This is a genomic window from Ramlibacter monticola (genome assembly GCF_016722785.1).
GTDB classification, from domain to species: Bacteria; Pseudomonadota; Gammaproteobacteria; order Burkholderiales; family Burkholderiaceae_C; genus Ramlibacter; species Ramlibacter monticola.
On sequence record NZ_JAEQNE010000001.1, the window covers coordinates 931,706 to 947,205 of the forward strand.

General features: G+C 69.0%; 22 protein-coding genes. 11 read left to right on the plus strand and 11 right to left on the minus strand.

Going from position 1 to position 15,500, the window contains the following annotated elements; translation table 11 throughout:
• Window positions 1–6: 6 nt before the first annotated feature.
• Window positions 7–501, plus strand: coding sequence for an FKBP-type peptidyl-prolyl cis-trans isomerase (locus JJ685_RS04310; protein WP_201672961.1), 495 nt, complete (start codon window positions 7–9; stop codon window positions 499–501).
• A gap of 187 nt (window positions 502–688) precedes the next feature.
• Here the strand turns inward: JJ685_RS04310 and JJ685_RS04315 are convergent, their stop codons facing one another.
• The 3 genes from JJ685_RS04315 to coaBC form a co-directional block, all read right to left on the minus strand.
• Window positions 689–1,186, minus strand: coding sequence for an outer membrane lipoprotein (locus JJ685_RS04315; RefSeq protein ID WP_201672962.1), 498 nt, complete (start codon window positions 1,184–1,186; stop codon window positions 689–691).
• Window positions 1,187–1,349: 163 nt separating this feature from the next.
• Window positions 1,350–1,796, minus strand: a complete 447-nt coding sequence (gene dut / locus JJ685_RS04320; protein WP_201672963.1) for a dUTP diphosphatase — start codon at window positions 1,794–1,796, stop codon at window positions 1,350–1,352.
• Window positions 1,797–1,812: 16 nt separating this feature from the next.
• The gene (gene coaBC, locus JJ685_RS04325) at window positions 1,813–3,030 is read right to left on the minus strand and encodes a bifunctional phosphopantothenoylcysteine decarboxylase/phosphopantothenate--cysteine ligase CoaBC (RefSeq protein WP_201672964.1); all 1,218 of its coding nucleotides are present in this window, start codon (window positions 3,028–3,030) and stop codon (window positions 1,813–1,815) included.
• 81 nt (window positions 3,031–3,111) lie between these two features.
• Here coaBC and JJ685_RS04330 point away from each other — a divergent pair, with 81 nt between their 5' ends.
• From JJ685_RS04330 to JJ685_RS04355, 6 genes are all read left to right on the plus strand, one after another.
• Window positions 3,112–4,797 (plus strand): CTP synthase, encoded by a 1,686-nt coding sequence (locus JJ685_RS04330; RefSeq protein ID WP_201672965.1) that lies wholly within the window; start codon window positions 3,112–3,114, stop codon window positions 4,795–4,797.
• A complete protein-coding gene (kdsA, locus tag JJ685_RS04335; RefSeq protein WP_201672966.1) occupies window positions 4,794–5,651 on the plus strand; it encodes a 3-deoxy-8-phosphooctulonate synthase in 858 nt (285 codons plus the stop codon). Before JJ685_RS04330 ends, kdsA begins: the two co-directional genes overlap by 4 nt.
• Window positions 5,644–5,934, plus strand: a complete 291-nt coding sequence (locus JJ685_RS04340; protein ID WP_201672967.1) for a DUF1330 domain-containing protein — start codon at window positions 5,644–5,646, stop codon at window positions 5,932–5,934. The genes kdsA and JJ685_RS04340 overlap by 8 nt, the downstream gene beginning before the upstream one ends.
• A gap of 149 nt (window positions 5,935–6,083) precedes the next feature.
• Window positions 6,084–7,376, plus strand: a complete 1,293-nt coding sequence (gene eno / locus JJ685_RS04345; protein WP_201672968.1) for a phosphopyruvate hydratase — start codon at window positions 6,084–6,086, stop codon at window positions 7,374–7,376.
• 10 nt (window positions 7,377–7,386) lie between these two features.
• Complete coding sequence (locus tag JJ685_RS04350; protein WP_201672969.1) at window positions 7,387–7,662, plus strand: septum formation initiator family protein; 276 nt, start codon at window positions 7,387–7,389, stop codon at window positions 7,660–7,662.
• 4 nt (window positions 7,663–7,666) lie between these two features.
• Window positions 7,667–8,329, plus strand: a complete 663-nt coding sequence (locus JJ685_RS04355) for an AAA family ATPase (RefSeq protein WP_201672970.1) — start codon at window positions 7,667–7,669, stop codon at window positions 8,327–8,329.
• Here the strand turns inward: JJ685_RS04355 and JJ685_RS04360 are convergent.
• The 3 genes from JJ685_RS04360 to JJ685_RS04370 form a co-directional block, all read right to left on the minus strand.
• The gene (locus tag JJ685_RS04360; protein ID WP_201672971.1) at window positions 8,326–8,583 is read right to left on the minus strand and encodes a hypothetical protein; all 258 of its coding nucleotides are present in this window, start codon (window positions 8,581–8,583) and stop codon (window positions 8,326–8,328) included. The genes JJ685_RS04355 and JJ685_RS04360 overlap by 4 nt on opposite strands.
• Before the next feature lie 124 nt (window positions 8,584–8,707).
• Window positions 8,708–9,673, minus strand: a complete 966-nt coding sequence (gene hslO, locus JJ685_RS04365) for an Hsp33 family molecular chaperone HslO (protein WP_201672972.1) — start codon at window positions 9,671–9,673, stop codon at window positions 8,708–8,710.
• Complete coding sequence (locus tag JJ685_RS04370) at window positions 9,673–10,194, minus strand: gamma carbonic anhydrase family protein (RefSeq protein ID WP_201672973.1); 522 nt, start codon at window positions 10,192–10,194, stop codon at window positions 9,673–9,675. Before JJ685_RS04370 ends, hslO begins: the two co-directional genes overlap by 1 nt.
• 36 nt (window positions 10,195–10,230) lie before the next feature.
• Between JJ685_RS04370 and JJ685_RS04375 the strand changes: the two genes are divergently transcribed.
• Window positions 10,231–11,046, plus strand: coding sequence for a ferritin-like domain-containing protein (locus tag JJ685_RS04375; RefSeq protein WP_201672974.1), 816 nt, complete (start codon window positions 10,231–10,233; stop codon window positions 11,044–11,046).
• Window positions 11,047–11,116: 70 nt separating this feature from the next.
• Here JJ685_RS04375 and infA read toward each other — a convergent pair whose 3' ends face one another.
• The 3 genes from infA to JJ685_RS04390 form a co-directional block, all read right to left on the minus strand.
• Window positions 11,117–11,386 (minus strand): translation initiation factor IF-1, encoded by a 270-nt coding sequence (infA, locus tag JJ685_RS04380; RefSeq protein WP_201672975.1) that lies wholly within the window; start codon window positions 11,384–11,386, stop codon window positions 11,117–11,119.
• Between the two features lie 273 nt (window positions 11,387–11,659).
• Window positions 11,660–12,433: a trypsin-like serine peptidase gene (locus tag JJ685_RS04385; RefSeq protein ID WP_201672976.1), complete on the minus strand. Its 774-nt coding sequence runs from the start codon at window positions 12,431–12,433 to the stop codon at window positions 11,660–11,662.
• A complete protein-coding gene (locus JJ685_RS04390; protein WP_201672977.1) occupies window positions 12,430–12,645 on the minus strand; it encodes a hypothetical protein in 216 nt (71 codons plus the stop codon). The genes JJ685_RS04385 and JJ685_RS04390 overlap by 4 nt, the downstream gene beginning before the upstream one ends.
• 289 nt (window positions 12,646–12,934) lie before the next feature.
• Between JJ685_RS04390 and JJ685_RS04395 the strand changes: the two genes are divergently transcribed.
• Both JJ685_RS04395 and JJ685_RS04400 read left to right on the plus strand, forming a co-directional pair.
• Window positions 12,935–13,108 (plus strand): hypothetical protein, encoded by a 174-nt coding sequence (locus tag JJ685_RS04395; protein WP_201672978.1) that lies wholly within the window; start codon window positions 12,935–12,937, stop codon window positions 13,106–13,108.
• Window positions 13,109–13,296: 188 nt separating this feature from the next.
• A complete protein-coding gene (locus tag JJ685_RS04400; protein ID WP_201672979.1) occupies window positions 13,297–13,494 on the plus strand; it encodes a hypothetical protein in 198 nt (65 codons plus the stop codon).
• A gap of 43 nt (window positions 13,495–13,537) precedes the next feature.
• Here the strand turns inward: JJ685_RS04400 and JJ685_RS04405 are convergent, their stop codons facing one another.
• Both JJ685_RS04405 and JJ685_RS04410 read right to left on the minus strand, forming a co-directional pair.
• The gene (locus JJ685_RS04405) at window positions 13,538–13,837 is read right to left on the minus strand and encodes a hypothetical protein (protein ID WP_236598672.1); all 300 of its coding nucleotides are present in this window, start codon (window positions 13,835–13,837) and stop codon (window positions 13,538–13,540) included.
• 161 nt (window positions 13,838–13,998) lie between these two features.
• Window positions 13,999–14,217, minus strand: coding sequence for a cold-shock protein (locus JJ685_RS04410; protein WP_201672980.1), 219 nt, complete (start codon window positions 14,215–14,217; stop codon window positions 13,999–14,001).
• Window positions 14,218–14,603: 386 nt separating this feature from the next.
• Between JJ685_RS04410 and JJ685_RS04415 the strand changes: the two genes are divergently transcribed.
• Window positions 14,604–15,428 carry a hypothetical protein gene (locus JJ685_RS04415; protein WP_201672981.1) on the plus strand — a complete coding sequence of 275 codons (825 nt, stop codon included), beginning with the start codon at window positions 14,604–14,606 and terminating at the stop codon, window positions 15,426–15,428.
• The last annotated feature ends 72 nt before the right edge of the window (window positions 15,429–15,500 follow it).

Sequence of the window (15,500 nt, forward strand, 5' to 3'; positions counted from 1 at the left end):
TCTCCTATGGAAATCACACCCCGCTGCGTGGTCGCGCTGACCTGGACCCTGAAGGACACGCTGGGCGAAGAACTGGACCGGCTCGAAGAGCCGGTGGAGTTCCTGGTCGGCGGCAAGGACCTGCTGGCCAAGGTGGAGGAGGCGCTGCAGGGCCACGAGCCCGGCGCCCGCCTCGACCTGCACCTGGAGCCGGAGGACGCTTTCGGCGACTACGACGAGAAGCTCGTGTTCCTGGAGCCGCGCAGCGTGTTCCCGAAGGAACTGGAGGAAGGCATGACCTTCGAGGGCCTGCCGCCCGGCGCCACCAGCAAGGACGCGCCGGAGAACCTGCTCTACACCGTCACCGAAATTTATCCCGAGCACGTGGTACTGGATGCCAACCATCCGCTCGCCGGCATCGCGATCCGGCTGCACCTGAAGGTGGAAGCCGTGCGGGAAGCCACCGAGGAGGAAGTGGGCCAGGGAACGCTCGGCACGGGCTTCTTCCGCATCGGCGATTAGCGTCTCTTCGAAGGGCGTTTTAAAACAGCCGGACGCAGAGGACGCAAAAGAAAACCTTTTAAAGGTTTCTTTGTCTTTTTTGCGTCCTCTGCGTACCCTTTGCGCCCTCTGCGTCCGGAAGTTTGGTTTTCGACGGCTTTCAAGAAAACGCCCGGCAGCGCCGGGCGTTTCTTCGTCGCGGAACGTCTTACCCGCGATAGATCACGCCATTGTCGACGCGCACGCGATCGCCCACGCGCAGGTCGCCCGTCGCCGGCACTTCGTACGTGCGGATCATGCCCTGGTCCGTCTGCATCGTGATGCGATAGCCCGCCTGCGTGGTCACGCCCGCCGAGTTGCGCGCGATCTGGTTGCCGACCGCCGCGCCGGCCACGCCACCGAGCACCGTCGCCGCGGTGCGGCCGCTGCCGGAACCGATCTGGTTGCCCAGCAGGCCGCCCACCACGCCGCCGACCACCGCGCCGAGCACGTTGTGGCTCGCCGGCGCGCTCGTGCCCACCGGCATGTATTCGATGTTGGTGATGCGGCCGAATTCGGCGCCCGCCACGGGGTACGTGGACACCGGGTACGTGCTGGTCGGATAGCTCGGGTAGCTGTTGGCCACCGGATAGGACGAGCAGGCCGCGAGCATCGCGACGGCTACGCTGCCGGCCGCCAGCGAGGTCAAACGGGTGAATGTGCGCATGGAATTCTCCTTGGATTGCTGATCTGCACACGGCGCCCCCCAATGGATGCGCCCTGTACAGTCATTGAATCGGGCACACCCCGCGGCGGCATGCAGTCATTACCGCACTTACACGTAGGAGCAGGTCGGACCGCCTGTCAGCCGCACCGGACGCGGCAGAGCGTCAGCTCTTCCCCGTGGAGCCGTAGCCATTCGCCCCGCGCTCGGTCGCCGGGAACTCCTGCACCACCTGGAACGATGCCTGCACGACCGGCACGACGACCAGTTGCGCCAGCCGCTCCATCGGCTGCAAGGTGAAGGCCGTGTCGCTGCGGTTCCAGGCGCTCACCATGAGCTGGCCCTGGTAATCGCTGTCGATCAGGCCGACCAGGTTGCCCAGCACGATGCCGTGCTTGTGGCCGAGGCCCGAGCGCGGCAGGATCAGCGCCGCGTAACCGGGGTCCTTCAGCCAGATGGCGATGCCCGTCGGGACGAGCTGCCACGCATTGGGCGCGAGCGTGAGCGGCGCGTCCAGGCAGGCGCGCAGGTCCAGCCCGGCGCTGCCGGGCGTGGCGTAGGTGGGCAGTTGATCCACCATGCGGGGATCGAGGATCTTGACGTCGACTTGCATTTCGAAGGAGAGGGATTCAGGCCGGTACGCGGCGGCGCGCGATCTCGGCCACCAGCTGGCGGGCCAGCACGAGCTTGGACGCGCGCGGCAGTTCCTGCACGCCCTGGGCGTCGACCAGCAGCATCTGGTTGTCGTCCTGGCCGAAGGTGACGGGGCCGATGTTGCCCACCAGCAGGGGCACGCCCTTGCGCTCGCGCTTGGCCCTGGCGTTGCGCACCAGGTCGTGGCTCTCGGCCGCGAAGCCGACGCAGAACAGTTCGCCGCTGCGCGCCCGCGCCCCTTGGGCCACGGTGGCCAGGATGTCGGGGTTCTCGGTGAAGGTGAGCACCGGTGGCTGCCCGCCGCCCTCCTTCTTGATCTTCTGATCCGATTCGGTGGCGGGACGCCAGTCGGCCACGGCGGCGGTCGCCACGAACACGTCGGCCTGCGGGATTTCCGCCTCGGTGGCCGCGAGCATCTGGCGCGCCGATTTCACGTCGACCCGGCGTACGCCGCGGGGGGTGGCCAGGCTCACCGGCCCGGCGATCAGCGCGACCTCCGCGCCGGCCTCGCGGGCGGCCCGCGCGATCGCGAAGCCCATCTTGCCCGAGGAGTGGTTCGTGATGCCGCGGATCGGGTCCAGCGCCTCGAAGGTGGGCCCCGCCGTCACGACGACCCTGCGCCCGGCCAGCAGCTTGGGCTGGAAGAAGGCGATCAGGTCCTCCAGGAGTTCCTGCGGCTCCAGCATGCGGCCGTCCCCGGTTTCGCCGCAGGCCTGCAAGCCGCTCCCCACGCCGAGCAGCGTCGCGCCGTCGGCGGCGAGCTGCGCCATGTTGCGCTGGGTCGCCGGGTGCGCCCACATCTCGCGGTTCATCGCGGGGGCGATCAGCAGGGGGACCCGGGCGATGGGCCGGGCGAGGCACATCAGCGACAGCAACTCGTCGGCGCGGCCGTGCACCAGCCTGGCCATGAAGTCGGCGCTGCAGGGCGCGATGAGGATGGCGTCGGCCTGCCGCGACAGGTTGATGTGCGGCATGTTGTTCGGCTCGCGCGGATCCCATTGCGAGGTGTACACGGGCCGGTTGGACAGCGCCTGCATGGTCACCGGCGTGATGAATTGCTCGCTCGCCTCGGTCATCACGACCTGCACCGTCGCGCCTTCCTTCACCAGCGCGCGGCACAGTTCCGCGGCCTTGTAGCACGCGATCCCACCCGTGAGCCCGAGGACGATGTGCTTGCCGGCGAGGTCGTTCATGGCCCGAGAGTGTAAGGGGCCGGCCCCTCACCTTTATAATCTCGCTTTACCACCTCCCCGGGAGCCCGCCTCCCGATCGACATGACCAAATTCGTCTTCGTCACCGGCGGTGTGGTGTCCTCCCTGGGCAAGGGAATCGCCTCAGCCTCCCTCGCAGCGATCCTGGAGTCGCGGGGCCTCAAAGTCACCCTCATCAAGCTGGATCCCTACATCAACGTGGATCCGGGCACGATGTCGCCCTTCCAGCACGGCGAAGTGTTCGTGACCGACGACGGCGCCGAGACCGACCTGGACCTGGGCCACTACGAGCGCTTCATCTCCACGCGGATGCGCCGCGCCAACAACTTCACCACCGGCCAGATCTACAAGAGCGTGCTGGAGAAGGAGCGCCGCGGCGACTACCTGGGCAAGACCGTGCAGGTCATCCCCCACGTCACCAACGAGATCCAGGAATTCATCCGGCGCGGCGCCGGCATGGGCAGCTCCGCCGAAGTGGACGTCGCGATCGTCGAGATCGGCGGCACCGTGGGCGACATCGAGTCCCTGCCCTTCCTGGAAGCCGTGCGCCAGATGGCCCTGAAGCACGGCCCCAACAATTCCGCCTTCGTCCACCTCACCTACGTGCCGTGGATCGGCGCGGCAGGCGAGCTGAAGACCAAGCCCACGCAGCACACCGTGCAGAAGATGCGGGAGATCGGCATCCAGCCGGACGCCCTGCTGTGCCGCGCCGACCGCAACATCCCCGACGACGAGGCCGAGAAGATCAGCCTGTTCACCAACGTGCCGAAGTGGGGCGTGATCTCCATGCCGGACGTGGACACGATCTACAAGGTGCCGCGCGTGCTGCACGAGCAGGGCCTCGACGGCCTGATCTGCGACAAGCTGCGCCTGAACACGCCGCCGGCCAACCTCAAGCGCTGGGACCAGCTGGTGTACGAGGTGGAGCATCCGCGCGGCGAGGTCAACATCGCCATGGTCGGCAAGTACGTCGACCTGTCGGACAGCTACAAGTCGCTCAACGAAGCGTTGCGCCATGCGGGCCTGAAGAACCACATGCGCGTGAAGATCGACTACATCGACTCCGAGACGATCACGCAGGAGACGGTGGGCCAGCTCTCCAAGTTCGATGCCGTGCTGGTGCCCGGCGGCTTCGGCAAGCGCGGCGTGGAGGGCAAGATCCTGGCCGCCCGCTTCGCCCGCGAGAACAAGGTGCCCTATCTCGGCATCTGCCTGGGCATGCAGGTCGCCACCATCGAGTACGCGCGTTCCGTCGCCGGCCTCGAGGGCGCCAACAGCACCGAGTTCGACCAGCAGGCGAAGCACCCCGTGATCGCGCTGATCAACGAGTGGCAGGACGCGAGCGGCGCGATCCAGACCCGCACCGAGCAGTCCGACCTGGGCGGCACCATGCGACTGGGCGCCCAGAGCTCCGACGTCGCGGCCGGCACGCTGGCGCACCAGATCTACGGCGACGTGGTCACCGAGCGGCACCGCCACCGCTACGAAGCCAACGTGAAGTACCTGGACCAGCTGCGCAAGTCGGGCCTCGTCATCTCCGCGCTGACGCAGCGCGAGCACCTGACGGAGATCGTCGAACTGCCCCAGGCCGTGCATCCCTGGTTCATGGGCGTGCAGTTCCACCCGGAGTTCAAGTCCACGCCCTGGGACGGCCATCCCCTGTTCAACGCCTTCATCCGCGCCGCCTGCGAGCACCAGTCGCAGCGGCAGGGCACGGGCACCAACAAATCGCTGAAGGCGGTCGCATGAAGCTTTGTGGTTTCGAGGTTGGGCTGGAGAAGCCCTTCTTCCTGATTTCCGGCCCCTGCGTGGTCGAATCCGAGCAGCTGCAGATGGACGTGGCCGGCCAGCTGAAGGAGATCACCTCGGCGCTCGGCATTCCCTTCGTCTTCAAGAGCAGCTACGACAAGGCCAACCGCTCCTCCGGCTCCAGCTTCCGCGGCCCCGGCATGGAAAAGGGCCTGGAGATCCTGGGCAAGGTGAAGCGCGAGCTGAAGGTGCCCCTGCTGACCGACGTGCACACCGAGGAGGAGATCCCCGAGGTGGCGAAGGTCGTGGACGTGCTCCAGACCCCCGCCTTCCTGTGCCGCCAGACCGACTTCATCCGCGCCGTGGCCCAGTCCGGCAAGCCGGTGAACATCAAGAAGGGGCAGTTCCTCGCCCCCGGCGACATGAAGAACGTGATCCAGAAGGCGCGCGAGGCCGCGAAGGAAAAGGGCCTGCCGGAAGACAGCTTCCTCGCCTGCGAGCGCGGCGCGAGCTTCGGCTACAACAACCTGGTCTCGGACATGCGCTCGCTGGCGATCATGCGCGAGACCGGCGCCCCGGTCGTGTTCGACGCCACGCACTCGGTGCAGTTGCCGGGCGGCCAGGGCACCAGTTCGGGCGGCCAGCGCGAGTTCGTGCCGGTGCTGTCGCGCGCGGCGGTGGCCGTGGGCGTGGCGGGCCTGTTCATGGAGACGCATCCGGACCCGGCCAAGGCGCTGTCCGACGGCCCCAACGCCGTGCCGCTGAAGCACATGCGCGCGCTGCTGGAGACGCTGGTGGAGCTCGATCGCGTCACCAAGAAGAACCATCGCTTCCTGGAGAACGACTTTGCCTAGCGCCTACATCCTCGCCAACGTCGACGTCACCGACCCGCAGCAGTACGAGCAGTACAAGAAGCTGTCCACGGCCGCCATGCAGGCGCACGGGGCCGAGGTGTGCGTGCGCGGCGGCGCGGTGCAGGTGCTGGAGGGCGACTGGACGCCCGGCCGCATGGTGCTCCTGAAGTTCCCGTCGGTCGAGAAAGCACGCGCCTTCTACGACTCGCCCGAATACGCCGCAGCGAAGAAGGCGCGCGAAGGGGCGGCGGTCATGCGCATGGTGCTGATCGAGGGCACCTGAAAACCTAATGCCGAACGCAGAGGACGCAGAGAGTTCGCAGAGGACGCAAAAAGGACATTCAATATGGTTTGCTTCTGCGTCCTCTGCGCATCCTCTGCGCCTTCTGCGTTCGGCTGTCTTGTTTTTGACTTTGAAAAGAGAAACCGAGAATGAGCGCAATCGTTGACATCGTCGGCCGCGAGATCCTGGACTCGCGCGGCAATCCCACCGTGGAGTGCGACGTCCTGCTGGAGTCCGGCACCATGGGCCGCGCCGCCGTGCCCTCCGGCGCTTCCACCGGCTCGCGCGAGGCCATCGAGCTGCGCGACGGCGATCCCAAGCGCTACCTCGGCAAGGGCGTGCTCAAGGCCGTGGAGCACATCAACACCGAGATCTCCGAAGCGGTCCTGGGCCTCGACGCCGCCGAACAGAACTTCCTGGACAAGACGCTCATCGACCTCGACGGCACCGAGAACAAGGGCCGCCTGGGCGCCAATGCGATGCTGGCCGTCTCCATGGCCGTCGCCCGGGCCGCGGCGGAGGAATCCGGCCTGCCCCTGTACCGCTACTTCGGCGGCATGAACGGCTGCCAGCTGCCGGTGCCGATGATGAACGTCGTCAACGGCGGCGCCCACGCCAACAACAACCTGGACCTCCAGGAGCTGATGATCGTCCCGGTGGGCGCGCCCAGCTTCCGCGAGGCGCTGCGCTACGGCGCCGAGGTGTTCCACGCGCTCCGGAAGATCATCCACGACAAGGGAATGAGCGTGGCCGTCGGCGACGAGGGCGGCTTCGCTCCCAACGTCGAGGACCACGAGGCCGCGCTGCAGATGATCCTGCAGGCGATCGAGAAGGCCGGCTACAAGCCGGGCGAGCAGATCGCCCTGGCCCTAGACTGCGCCTCCAGCGAGTTCTACAAGGAAGGCGAGAACCTGTACGACCTGTCCGCCTCCGAGGGCGACCAGCTTTCGCCGGAAGCGTGGGTCTCCCGGCTGGAAAGCTGGGTCGGCAAGTACCCGATCATCAGCATCGAGGACGGCATGGCCGAAGGCGACTGGGACGGCTGGAAGCTGCTGACCGAGCGCCTGGGCCGCAAGGTGCAGCTGGTGGGCGACGACCTGTTCGTCACCAACACCAAGATCCTGAAGGAAGGCATCGAAAAGAACATCGCCAACTCGATCCTCATCAAGATCAACCAGATCGGCACGCTGTCGGAGACCTTCGCCGCCATCGAGATGGCCAAGCGCGCCAACTACACGGCCGTGATCTCGCACCGCTCCGGCGAGACCGAGGACTCCACGATCTCCGACATCGCCGTGGGCACCAACGCCGGCCAGATCAAGACCGGCTCGCTCTCGCGCTCGGACCGCATGGCCAAGTACAACCAGCTGCTGCGCATCGAGGAAGACCTGGGGGAGATCGCCCAGTACCCGGGCCGCACGGCCTTCTACAACCTGCGCTGATCGTCATCGGGTGAACGGACGCGTCGTCGCCGCGCTGCTGATCGGCCTGCTGGCCGTGGTGCAGGCCCAGCTCTGGCTGGGCCGCGGCAGCGTCGGCGACGTCGCCCAGATGCGCCAGAAGCTGGACGACCAGAAGACGCGCAACACCGAGGCCCAGCACGCCAACGAAAGGCTCGCCGCCGAGGTGCGCGACCTGCAGGAAGGCCTGGAGATGGTGGAAGAGAAGGCGCGCGCCGAACTGGGCATGGTCCGGCCCAACGAGATCCTGGTGCAGATCGCGAAATAAGGCCATGGCCCGGCGCATCGCCCTGCTGGGGGCCGAGAGCACCGGCAAGACCACCCTCGCCCGCGAACTCGCCGCCGACCTGCGCGGGCGCGGGCTGGAGGCCGTCGCGGTCGGCGAGGTCTTGCGCGAATGGTGCGTGCGCGCAGGCCGCACACCGCAACCCGACGAGCAGCTCGCCATCGCCGAGGAGCAGGAACGGCGCGTCGACGAGGCCGGCGCGCAGGCGGAGATCGTCATCGCCGACACCACGGCGCTCATGGTGGCGATCTACGCCGGGATGCTGTTCGAGGACGGCGCGCTGTACCGCTTCGCCATCGCGCGCCAGCGCACCTACGCCGCCACGCTGCTCACCGGGCTCGACGTGGCCTGGTCCCCCGACGGCCTGCAGCGCGATGCCGCGCAGCCCCGCGAGCCGGTCGATGCGCTGGTGCGCGCGCACCTGCAGCGCAGCGGCGTCGCCTTCCAGGTGGTGTACGGCCAGGGGCCGCAGCGCCTGCGCTCCGCGCTGCAGGCACTCGCCGCGGCGGGCGTGCTGCCCGAAGCCGTGCGCCCCGCGGACGGCGAGGAGACCGGCAGCTCAAAGCCCTGGGTCTGGGTGTGCGAGAAGTGCAGCGACCCGGCCTGCGAGCACCGCCTGTTCCGCGGGCTGCGCGAGCCGCCGGGCTAGTTCTTGTCCTTCTTGGCGGTCTTGGTCGACTTCTTCTTCGACTTGGACTTGGAGGAGGTCTTGGTCTTCTTGGCCGAGCCGTCGGAGGCGCCCGCCTTGCTGCCCGAACCGGCGTCAGGCATCGCGCCGGTCGACGGCGAGGCGGGGCTGGCGGCCCCGGCAGCGCCCGGCGAGGCCGGCGTGGCGGGGGTCGCCTGGGCGAAGGCGAAGGACACGGCCAGGGAGGCGAGCAGCGCAGCGAGCAGCTTGTTCATCATTGTTCCTTGGTTGCGGGGCGACGACGAAGGCCCCCGCTGCTTGCAACGCGCGGCTTAGGACTTTCGGTGACGGCCAGGGTGCCACCGGCGTGTCGGAATCCACCGACACGCCGCGCCGGCCTCAGTGCATCGTCGACGATCCCGGCGGCCGGTCGCCGGGCGCCGTGAAGATCTGCGCCGCGTCCACCGCATCGAAGCGGTAGTGCTGGCCGCAGAAGTCGCAGGACACGTCGATCTCGCCGCGCTCGACGAGGATGCTCCTCGACTCCTCCTCGCCCAGGCCGCGGATCATGCCGGTCACCCTCTCGCGGCTGCAGGTGCAGCGGAAGCGCGGGACCAGCGGGTCGAAGCGCAGCAGCTTCTCCTCCCAGAACAGGCGGCGCAGGATCGTCTCCACGTCGAGCTGCAGCAGTTCCTCGGGCGTCAGGCTGCCGGCCAGCGTGGCGATCCGGTTGAAGTGCTCCAGCTGCTCGGCGGGTTCCATCTCCATGCCGGCCGCCAGGTGCGCGCCGCCCTCGGCCGGCAGGCGCTGGATCAGGAGGCCGGCAGCCACGTTCTCGTTGGCCGCGAGCACCAGCCGCGTGTCCAACTGCTCCGACTGGCGCATGTAGTGCTCCAGCACGTCGGCCAGCTGCGGCTGGCCCGTCCCGGTGCTCGCGTTGAGCGGCACCACGCCCTGGTAGGCCTGCTGGCCCGGCAGCCGGTCCTTGGGGTCCAGGGTGATCGCGCAGCGACCGCGCCCGTTCACGTTCACCAGCTCCTGCAGGTGCGCGCCGGCGGACACCTCGCCCACCACCTTGGCCGTCACGCGCAGGCTCAGGTCGTGCTGGACCTCGGCGACCGCGACCTTCACGGGCCCCTCGCCGAAGATCTGCATCACCAGCGCGCCGTTGAACTTGATGTTGGACTGCATCAGCGCGCCGGCCGCCGCCATCTCGCCGACCAGTTCCATCACCGGCCAGGGCCAGGTGGAGGCGGCGTCGTCGGCGCGGCGCCGCGACAGGATCTCGGTCCAGGCGTCGGTCAGGCGCACGATGTTGCCGCGCACCGGCAGCCCTTCGAACAGGAACTTGTGGAGCTCGGACATCAGCCGATCTTCTTCGCGCGGGCGTGCCGCTGGGCGTTCTGCACGTAGTGCGGCGGGATGCGCTGGAACTTCGCGACCGCCTCCTCGTCGAGCGTGCGGATCGCCTTGGCGGGCGAGCCGACGATCAGCGAGTTGTCCGGGAACTCCTTGCCCTCGGTGACGACGCTGCCGGCGCCCACGATGCAGTTGCGGCCGATCTTCGCGTTGTTCAGCACCACGGCCTGAATGCCGACCAGGGTGCCGTCACCGATGGTGCAGCCATGCAGCATCACCTGGTGGCCCACGGTGACGTTGTCGCCGATGCTGAGCGGCACGCCCGGGTCCGCGTGCAGCACGGACAGGTCCTGGATGTTGGTGTTCCGGCCGATGCGGATCTTCTCGGTGTCGCCGCGGACGACGCAGCCGTACCAGACGTTCGCGTTCTCCGCCATTTCCACCTGTCCGATCACCTGCGCGCTGTCGGCGACCCATGCGCCTTCTGCCAGCTTCGGCGCGTTGCCGTCGAGTTCGTAGATCGCCATTCGATGATGCCCCGGGCAAAAACTAGAATTGTAGGGATGGAGCTTCGCCAACAGGCCCTGCGGGCCCTGCGCGAGTCCGATCCGCGCGCCAAGGCCGCGCAGGCACGGGCGCTGCACGGCATGGCCGGGCAGTTGCCTCTCTCGCCTTCCGCACCGCCGCCACCGGCCGCCCTGCCCGGCCGGCCCGAGCGGCCGCGCCTCGTGCATCCCGCGCAGGTCCCGCGGCGCTCGCCCGGCACGCCCGAAGGCCTCGCGGCGCTGCTGCACGCGATCGCGCACATCGAGTTCAACGCCATCAACCTCGCGCTCGACGCCGTGTGGCGATTCGAAGGCATGCCGGAGGCCTTCCACCACGACTGGCTGCGGGTCGCGGCGGAAGAAGCCTTTCACTTCACGCTGCTGGCGGACCATCTCGCCACGATGGGCCACGCCTACGGCGACTTCGATGCGCACGACGGCCTGTGGGCCATGTGCGAGAAGACGAAGGAGGACGTCGTCGCCCGCATGGCCCTGGTGCCGCGCACGCTGGAGGCGCGCGGGCTGGACGCCACCCCGCAGATCCAGCGCAAGCTGCGCCAGGTGGGCACCGCGGCGGCGCTGCGCGCGGTGGAGATCCTGGACGTGATCCTGCGCGACGAGGTCGGCCACGTGGCGATCGGCAACCATTGGTACCGTCATCTCTGCGAACGCGAGGGGCTGGATCCGGTGGCGCACTACGGCGCACTGGTGGAGCGCTACGCGGCGCCGCGGCTGCATCCACCCTTCAACTTCGACGCGCGGCGCCGGGCCGGTTTCTCGGAGGCGGAACTCGCCTACCTGGCCGGCTCGCCCGACCTGTCGTCGCGGCCCTGAGCCGCTTTACGCAGCGGGCCGCGCCCTCCGGGAGGTCGCCGCGCGTAGCGCGGCAATCCAGGCGCCGGCTTCAGCGCTTGGGCGGCGGACGGCGCGCGCCGGGTGCCGCCGCCCTGCGTTCGGGCAGGTGGCGGAACATGATCCGGCCCTTGGTCAGGTCGTAGGGCGAGAGTTCCAGCGTCACGTCGTCGCCCGCGATCACGCGGATGCGGTGCTTGCGCATCTTGCCGCCGCTGTACGCGACGAGTTCGTGGCCGTTGTCCAGCTTCACCCGGAATCGCGAGTCGGGCAGCACTTCGGCGACGCGGCCGCGCATTTCGATCAACTCCTCTTTGGCCATGGGAAATTCCTTTTCGGGGCACGGCCCGGCCACGGCCGGACAGGCGGGGACCCACGTCGGGACCGCGCCGGCGGCGCGCGACATGGGGAGTGGAAAGCCACCCCGGTGCGGGGCGGAAGGGACAGAACCTGGAGGAGCGAGCCTCGCGAAGGACGGGTTCTGCCGGGAGGAGAGCCGCGGTTGAAGCGGAAGAACGCCCATTGTAGGGCCTGGGGCCTGCGCCGTGGCGCAGCCGCCTCGCTTTTGGGGCTCTCGGCCTACAAGGGCTTGCCCTCAACGCGGCGCAGCGGCCGTGCCGCGGCTCCTGGGCGCGTCCGGCGCGGAGTCGCCCTCGGTGAGGGTCATCAGGATGTCGGCGTACCAGGCGCAGTTCAGGCCCAGCGTCTCGTCGCGGGCCAGGTCGCGCCCGCCCATGTCCATGCGGGCTGCGTGCACCCCCAGCAGGCGCCACGGCATCGCCGGATCGCCGCCCTTCCAGCGCATCACCACGGGTGCGCCGCTCGAGCCTCGGTGCATGCGCCCGTCCGTGAGGAAGTAGCCCTCCCCCTGGAACCGGACGCCGAAGGAAGAGGAAATGATGGCGTGCCGCACCACGGGCAGGTGGTGTCGCGTGTCGTAGAAGCCCAACGGAAAACCGACCACCAGCAGCGGGGCGCCCACCTCCACCTCCGTGGCGGTGGGCTGCAGGTGGCGCGGCTCGAAGGCCCGGAGCACGACATGCTCCGGGAGGTGCTGTCGCTCCAGTTCCAGCACGGCGACGTCGACCTCGCCGGCGGAGTCGGTGCCCTGCCGCCAGACTGCGAGCCCGTCGCGGTAGAGCGGCACCGAGAACAGGACCCAGCGCGTGAGGTCGCGGGCATCCACGTGCAGCACGAACTCGGCGCGATCCGGGAAATGCCCGCTCGGCGCGTCGTGCAGGACGTGGCGGCTGGTGACCGCGAACAGCCGCTCGCCGCGGGCGAAGAAGAAGCTGGTCGCGGCCGTGAGCAGCTGCCGGCCGCGGAAGGTCGACACCCGCGTGGTGCTCAGGAGCAGCGGTTCGGTCACCGGGCGGCGGCGGCCGCGTTCGACGGGCCCTGTCCCGGCTCGCCCTGGCCGTCCGAGTTCTCGAAGGTGCCCGCTCCGCGCGAGCCGCTGCGATGGCCGCCGCCGGACGTCTGCCGCGCCCGGGTTTCGGTCGGCCGCGCTTCTTCACCGCTGACCTCGTGCGGATTCCGGTCTCCCTTGACCGGCACCGGCGGTGTGCTTTTTTCGTTCATGGGTTCCTCCCCCGACAAGCTGACTCTCCCCTTATGTGCCTGAGCCGGCCCGCAGGGTGTAGGACGCCAGCCCGTTCGCGGATGCGCCGTCGCGTGCGCTCCCACCCGGCGGCGCGATGGGACGCCTTGGGCGCGCGGTGTATCATGAGCTGGCCTGACGTCGTCAAGGCCTCGTTCTCCGATCTCTCTTCCCTCTCCCTTCGCGGGGGTCGTTGGCGATTTCCAGCGACGACCTTGTTGGCGTCCCGCACCGTGCGGCGCGTGCCCGCGGTAACTACAGGGAGACGCCATGCCCAAACCGAATTACTCCTTCGCCAAGCGACAGCGCGAGCTGGAGAAGAAGAGCAAGAAGGCCGAGAAGGTCCGCAAGAAGGCGGCCGGACCCGCGCCCGAGACCGAGCCCGAGACCGAGACCTCCACGGTGCAGCCGCCGGAGCAGCCGGAGGCCCCGCCGCCGACCTGAATTTTTACCTGCCCGGCAGGGGGCCCAGCGCCACCCGACGGGCGTACAGTGTGTGCATCCGGAAGCGCCGCCCCAGAAGTGCCCTTCGACGACGCCCGCATCTCTCGCAGTTCCATCGCACCGGCACGTGAGGAGAATATCGTGCCTGCACCTCTCATCCACCGAGCGCCCGCGCGATGGGATCCCACGTGAAAGACGCAGACGTCAAGACCACGCTGCGGCCCGGGGGCCTGCGCTACGCCTCGAAGGTCGGAGGCACGGACTTCCCCGGCGCATTCGGCGCCACCATGAGCTGCTTCCTGTGCAGCAAGCACGTGTCGCGTTCGAGCCTGGTGTCCTTCCTGGTGGCGGGACGCCGCCAGTACCGCTGCCGCAACGGCTGCTGAGGCCACCGGGTGGTGGCGTTCTCGGCCTACGGCCCTCCTGCTGTCAGTTCAGGGGCGCCCACCGGGGCCCGTGGGAATCGCCGATCCAGCGCATTCCCTCCGCATGGGCGTAGGCCGCCGCTTCCTTCGCGCAGCGGAACAGCCGCGTCAAGCGCAGGACGCGATCCGTCGTGCCGGAACCGGAGCCGGAGCGGATCGAGACGGAACTCGCGAACCAGCCGTTCTCCAGGATCTTGATCAGCGGAGACACGAGGTACTTGCCGACCTTCAGCGGGCCGGCGGGAGATCCGTCGGGGATGACGGCAGGGTGGAAAGCGGCCCGTGGGCCGTTCAGGGATTTCATGGCAACTCCGCAGGTGCTGGAAAAGGCCTGTGGAGCGGCATGGCATGCTGCTTCTCGCCGGCGCATGCACCCATGCGCGGGCCAGGAACGGACGAGGGTTCGTCCAGGCGGTTCGGGCCGCCGGAGAAGGCCGCGGGGACCTTCGGGTTGCGCCGCCGACCTCAGGCGAGCGGCCGGATGTTGGAAGCCTGGGGACCCTTGGCGCCCTGCGTCACGTCGAACTGCACGCGTGCGTTCTCGGCGAGGGTCTTGAAGCCGTCGGCGCCCTGGATTTCGCGGAAATGCGCGAACAGGTCCTTGCCGCCGTTGTCCGGGGCGATGAAGCCGTAGCCCTTGCTTTCGTTGAACCACTTCACGGTTCCGGTCTGGCTGGTCGTCATGTCAATCTCTTTCGATGAAAAGTTTCCCGGGCAGCGCTGCGCCGCGCGGAGCGAACGCCAAGAAACCATCGGTGGGAGATTCGACTACGTCTCGCCGCGAGAGCGGGAGCAGGGGAAGAGAAACCTAGAGATGCGGACTCTTGTGGAACGTCAGCCCGCCGATGGTACCTCATTCCGGGCTGCCGTGGTTGCGGCGCTCCGATCCGGTCGTGCAGTCCCCCGCGCCGGGCTGCATTCGTCCCTCGACGGGGACCCCGAGGCCCGTGGCGCACGTCACGCCCGCGCGGGCCCGCTGACCAGCGGCGCCCTGCGCGTCCCGGACGGTCGCACCGGCCGCGCCGCGGCTGCTTAGCATGGCCCGCAAAGCGGGACGGAGAAGAAGAGTCATGCGACAACACGCAGGCGCCGGGGCAGGCGGCGCCGTGGTCATGCTGGTGGCGGCAGCCCTGCTCGCCGCACCGGGCGATGCCGGGGCCAGGGGGGGCCGCCGCGGCGGCAGCAGCATCGCCAAGGCCAGCGCCAGGGCCGAGACGGACCGCGCGGCCCACGGCGGCGGCACGCACGTGACGCTGAGGCGCGGCACCTCTTCGTCCAGCGAAGAGTCCGAGCCGCAAGGCGGCGAGCAGGCCGGCCGCGTGCGCGCCGTGCTGCCCGCAATCGCCGGCGCCGCCGATGCCGATCCGCAGGAGCTGGCACGCCGGGCCGCCGCCCTGGCCAGCTACGAGAAGCACACGGCCGAACACGCCGCCCGCAAGGCCGAAGCCCAACGCGCCGAAGCCGATCGCGCCGAGGCGCAGCGCGGGGCCGCGGAGAAGCTGGACGCGCAGCTCGCCAGCCAGCGGGTCGCCGCGGAGCGGGACGAAGCGGCGCGCCAGACCGCCGAACTGGAGAAGAGGAAGCGCGAACGCTCGGTGCAGGACACCGAGGTGGAGCAGGTCCTGGAGCGGGCCCGCAACGACCACCCCGTGCTGCGCACGCCGGAAGGCGAGCCGATCCTGCGCGCGATCATCGACCGGCAGAAGGTGCTGCAGGCGCGCGGCATGTATCCCAGCGTCGCGATGGTCGAAGCGGTGGCGGACCACACCAGCAGCCTGCGGGCGCGGGCGCGCGCGGAAACGAAGCCCGAGCCGCCGGCGGCAGCGGCCGACTATTCCAGGACCTATGGCAACTGCCGCTGGGTGACGCCCTACGAGTGGGGCTGCAGCAAATAGCCGGGTGCGCCGCGCTCGCAGACTGATCCAGCTCATCGTCTGGGGGCCGGCCCGTTCCTAGAATGGGGCGGC

Bases quoted from the DNA above. Each gene is read 5' to 3' on its own strand.
- JJ685_RS04405 (WP_236598672.1), bottom strand. From the start codon at position 13,837: ATGAAATCCCTGAACGGCCCACGGGCCGCTTTCCACCCTGCCGTCATC.
- eno (WP_201672968.1), top strand. From the start codon at position 6,084: ATGAGCGCAATCGTTGACATCGTCGGCCGCGAGATCCTGGACTCGCGC.
- JJ685_RS04410 (WP_201672980.1), bottom strand. From the start codon at position 14,217: ATGACGACCAGCCAGACCGGAACCGTGAAGTGGTTCAACGAAAGCAAG.
- JJ685_RS04360 (WP_201672971.1), bottom strand. From the start codon at position 8,583: ATGAACAAGCTGCTCGCTGCGCTGCTCGCCTCCCTGGCCGTGTCCTTC.
- JJ685_RS04315 (WP_201672962.1), bottom strand. From the start codon at position 1,186: ATGCGCACATTCACCCGTTTGACCTCGCTGGCGGCCGGCAGCGTAGCC.
- JJ685_RS04330 (WP_201672965.1), top strand. From the start codon at position 3,112: ATGACCAAATTCGTCTTCGTCACCGGCGGTGTGGTGTCCTCCCTGGGC.
- hslO (WP_201672972.1), bottom strand. From the start codon at position 9,673: ATGTCCGAGCTCCACAAGTTCCTGTTCGAAGGGCTGCCGGTGCGCGGC.
- JJ685_RS04310 (WP_201672961.1), top strand. From the start codon at position 7: ATGGAAATCACACCCCGCTGCGTGGTCGCGCTGACCTGGACCCTGAAG.
- kdsA (WP_201672966.1), top strand. From the start codon at position 4,794: ATGAAGCTTTGTGGTTTCGAGGTTGGGCTGGAGAAGCCCTTCTTCCTG.
- JJ685_RS04415 (WP_201672981.1), top strand. From the start codon at position 14,604: ATGCGACAACACGCAGGCGCCGGGGCAGGCGGCGCCGTGGTCATGCTG.
- JJ685_RS04375 (WP_201672974.1), top strand. From the start codon at position 10,231: ATGGAGCTTCGCCAACAGGCCCTGCGGGCCCTGCGCGAGTCCGATCCG.
- JJ685_RS04390 (WP_201672977.1), bottom strand. From the start codon at position 12,645: ATGAACGAAAAAAGCACACCGCCGGTGCCGGTCAAGGGAGACCGGAAT.
- JJ685_RS04370 (WP_201672973.1), bottom strand. From the start codon at position 10,194: ATGGCGATCTACGAACTCGACGGCAACGCGCCGAAGCTGGCAGAAGGC.
- coaBC (WP_201672964.1), bottom strand. From the start codon at position 3,030: ATGAACGACCTCGCCGGCAAGCACATCGTCCTCGGGCTCACGGGTGGG.
- JJ685_RS04395 (WP_201672978.1), top strand. From the start codon at position 12,935: ATGCCCAAACCGAATTACTCCTTCGCCAAGCGACAGCGCGAGCTGGAG.
- dut (WP_201672963.1), bottom strand. From the start codon at position 1,796: ATGCAAGTCGACGTCAAGATCCTCGATCCCCGCATGGTGGATCAACTG.
- JJ685_RS04355 (WP_201672970.1), top strand. From the start codon at position 7,667: ATGGCCCGGCGCATCGCCCTGCTGGGGGCCGAGAGCACCGGCAAGACC.
- infA (WP_201672975.1), bottom strand. From the start codon at position 11,386: ATGGCCAAAGAGGAGTTGATCGAAATGCGCGGCCGCGTCGCCGAAGTG.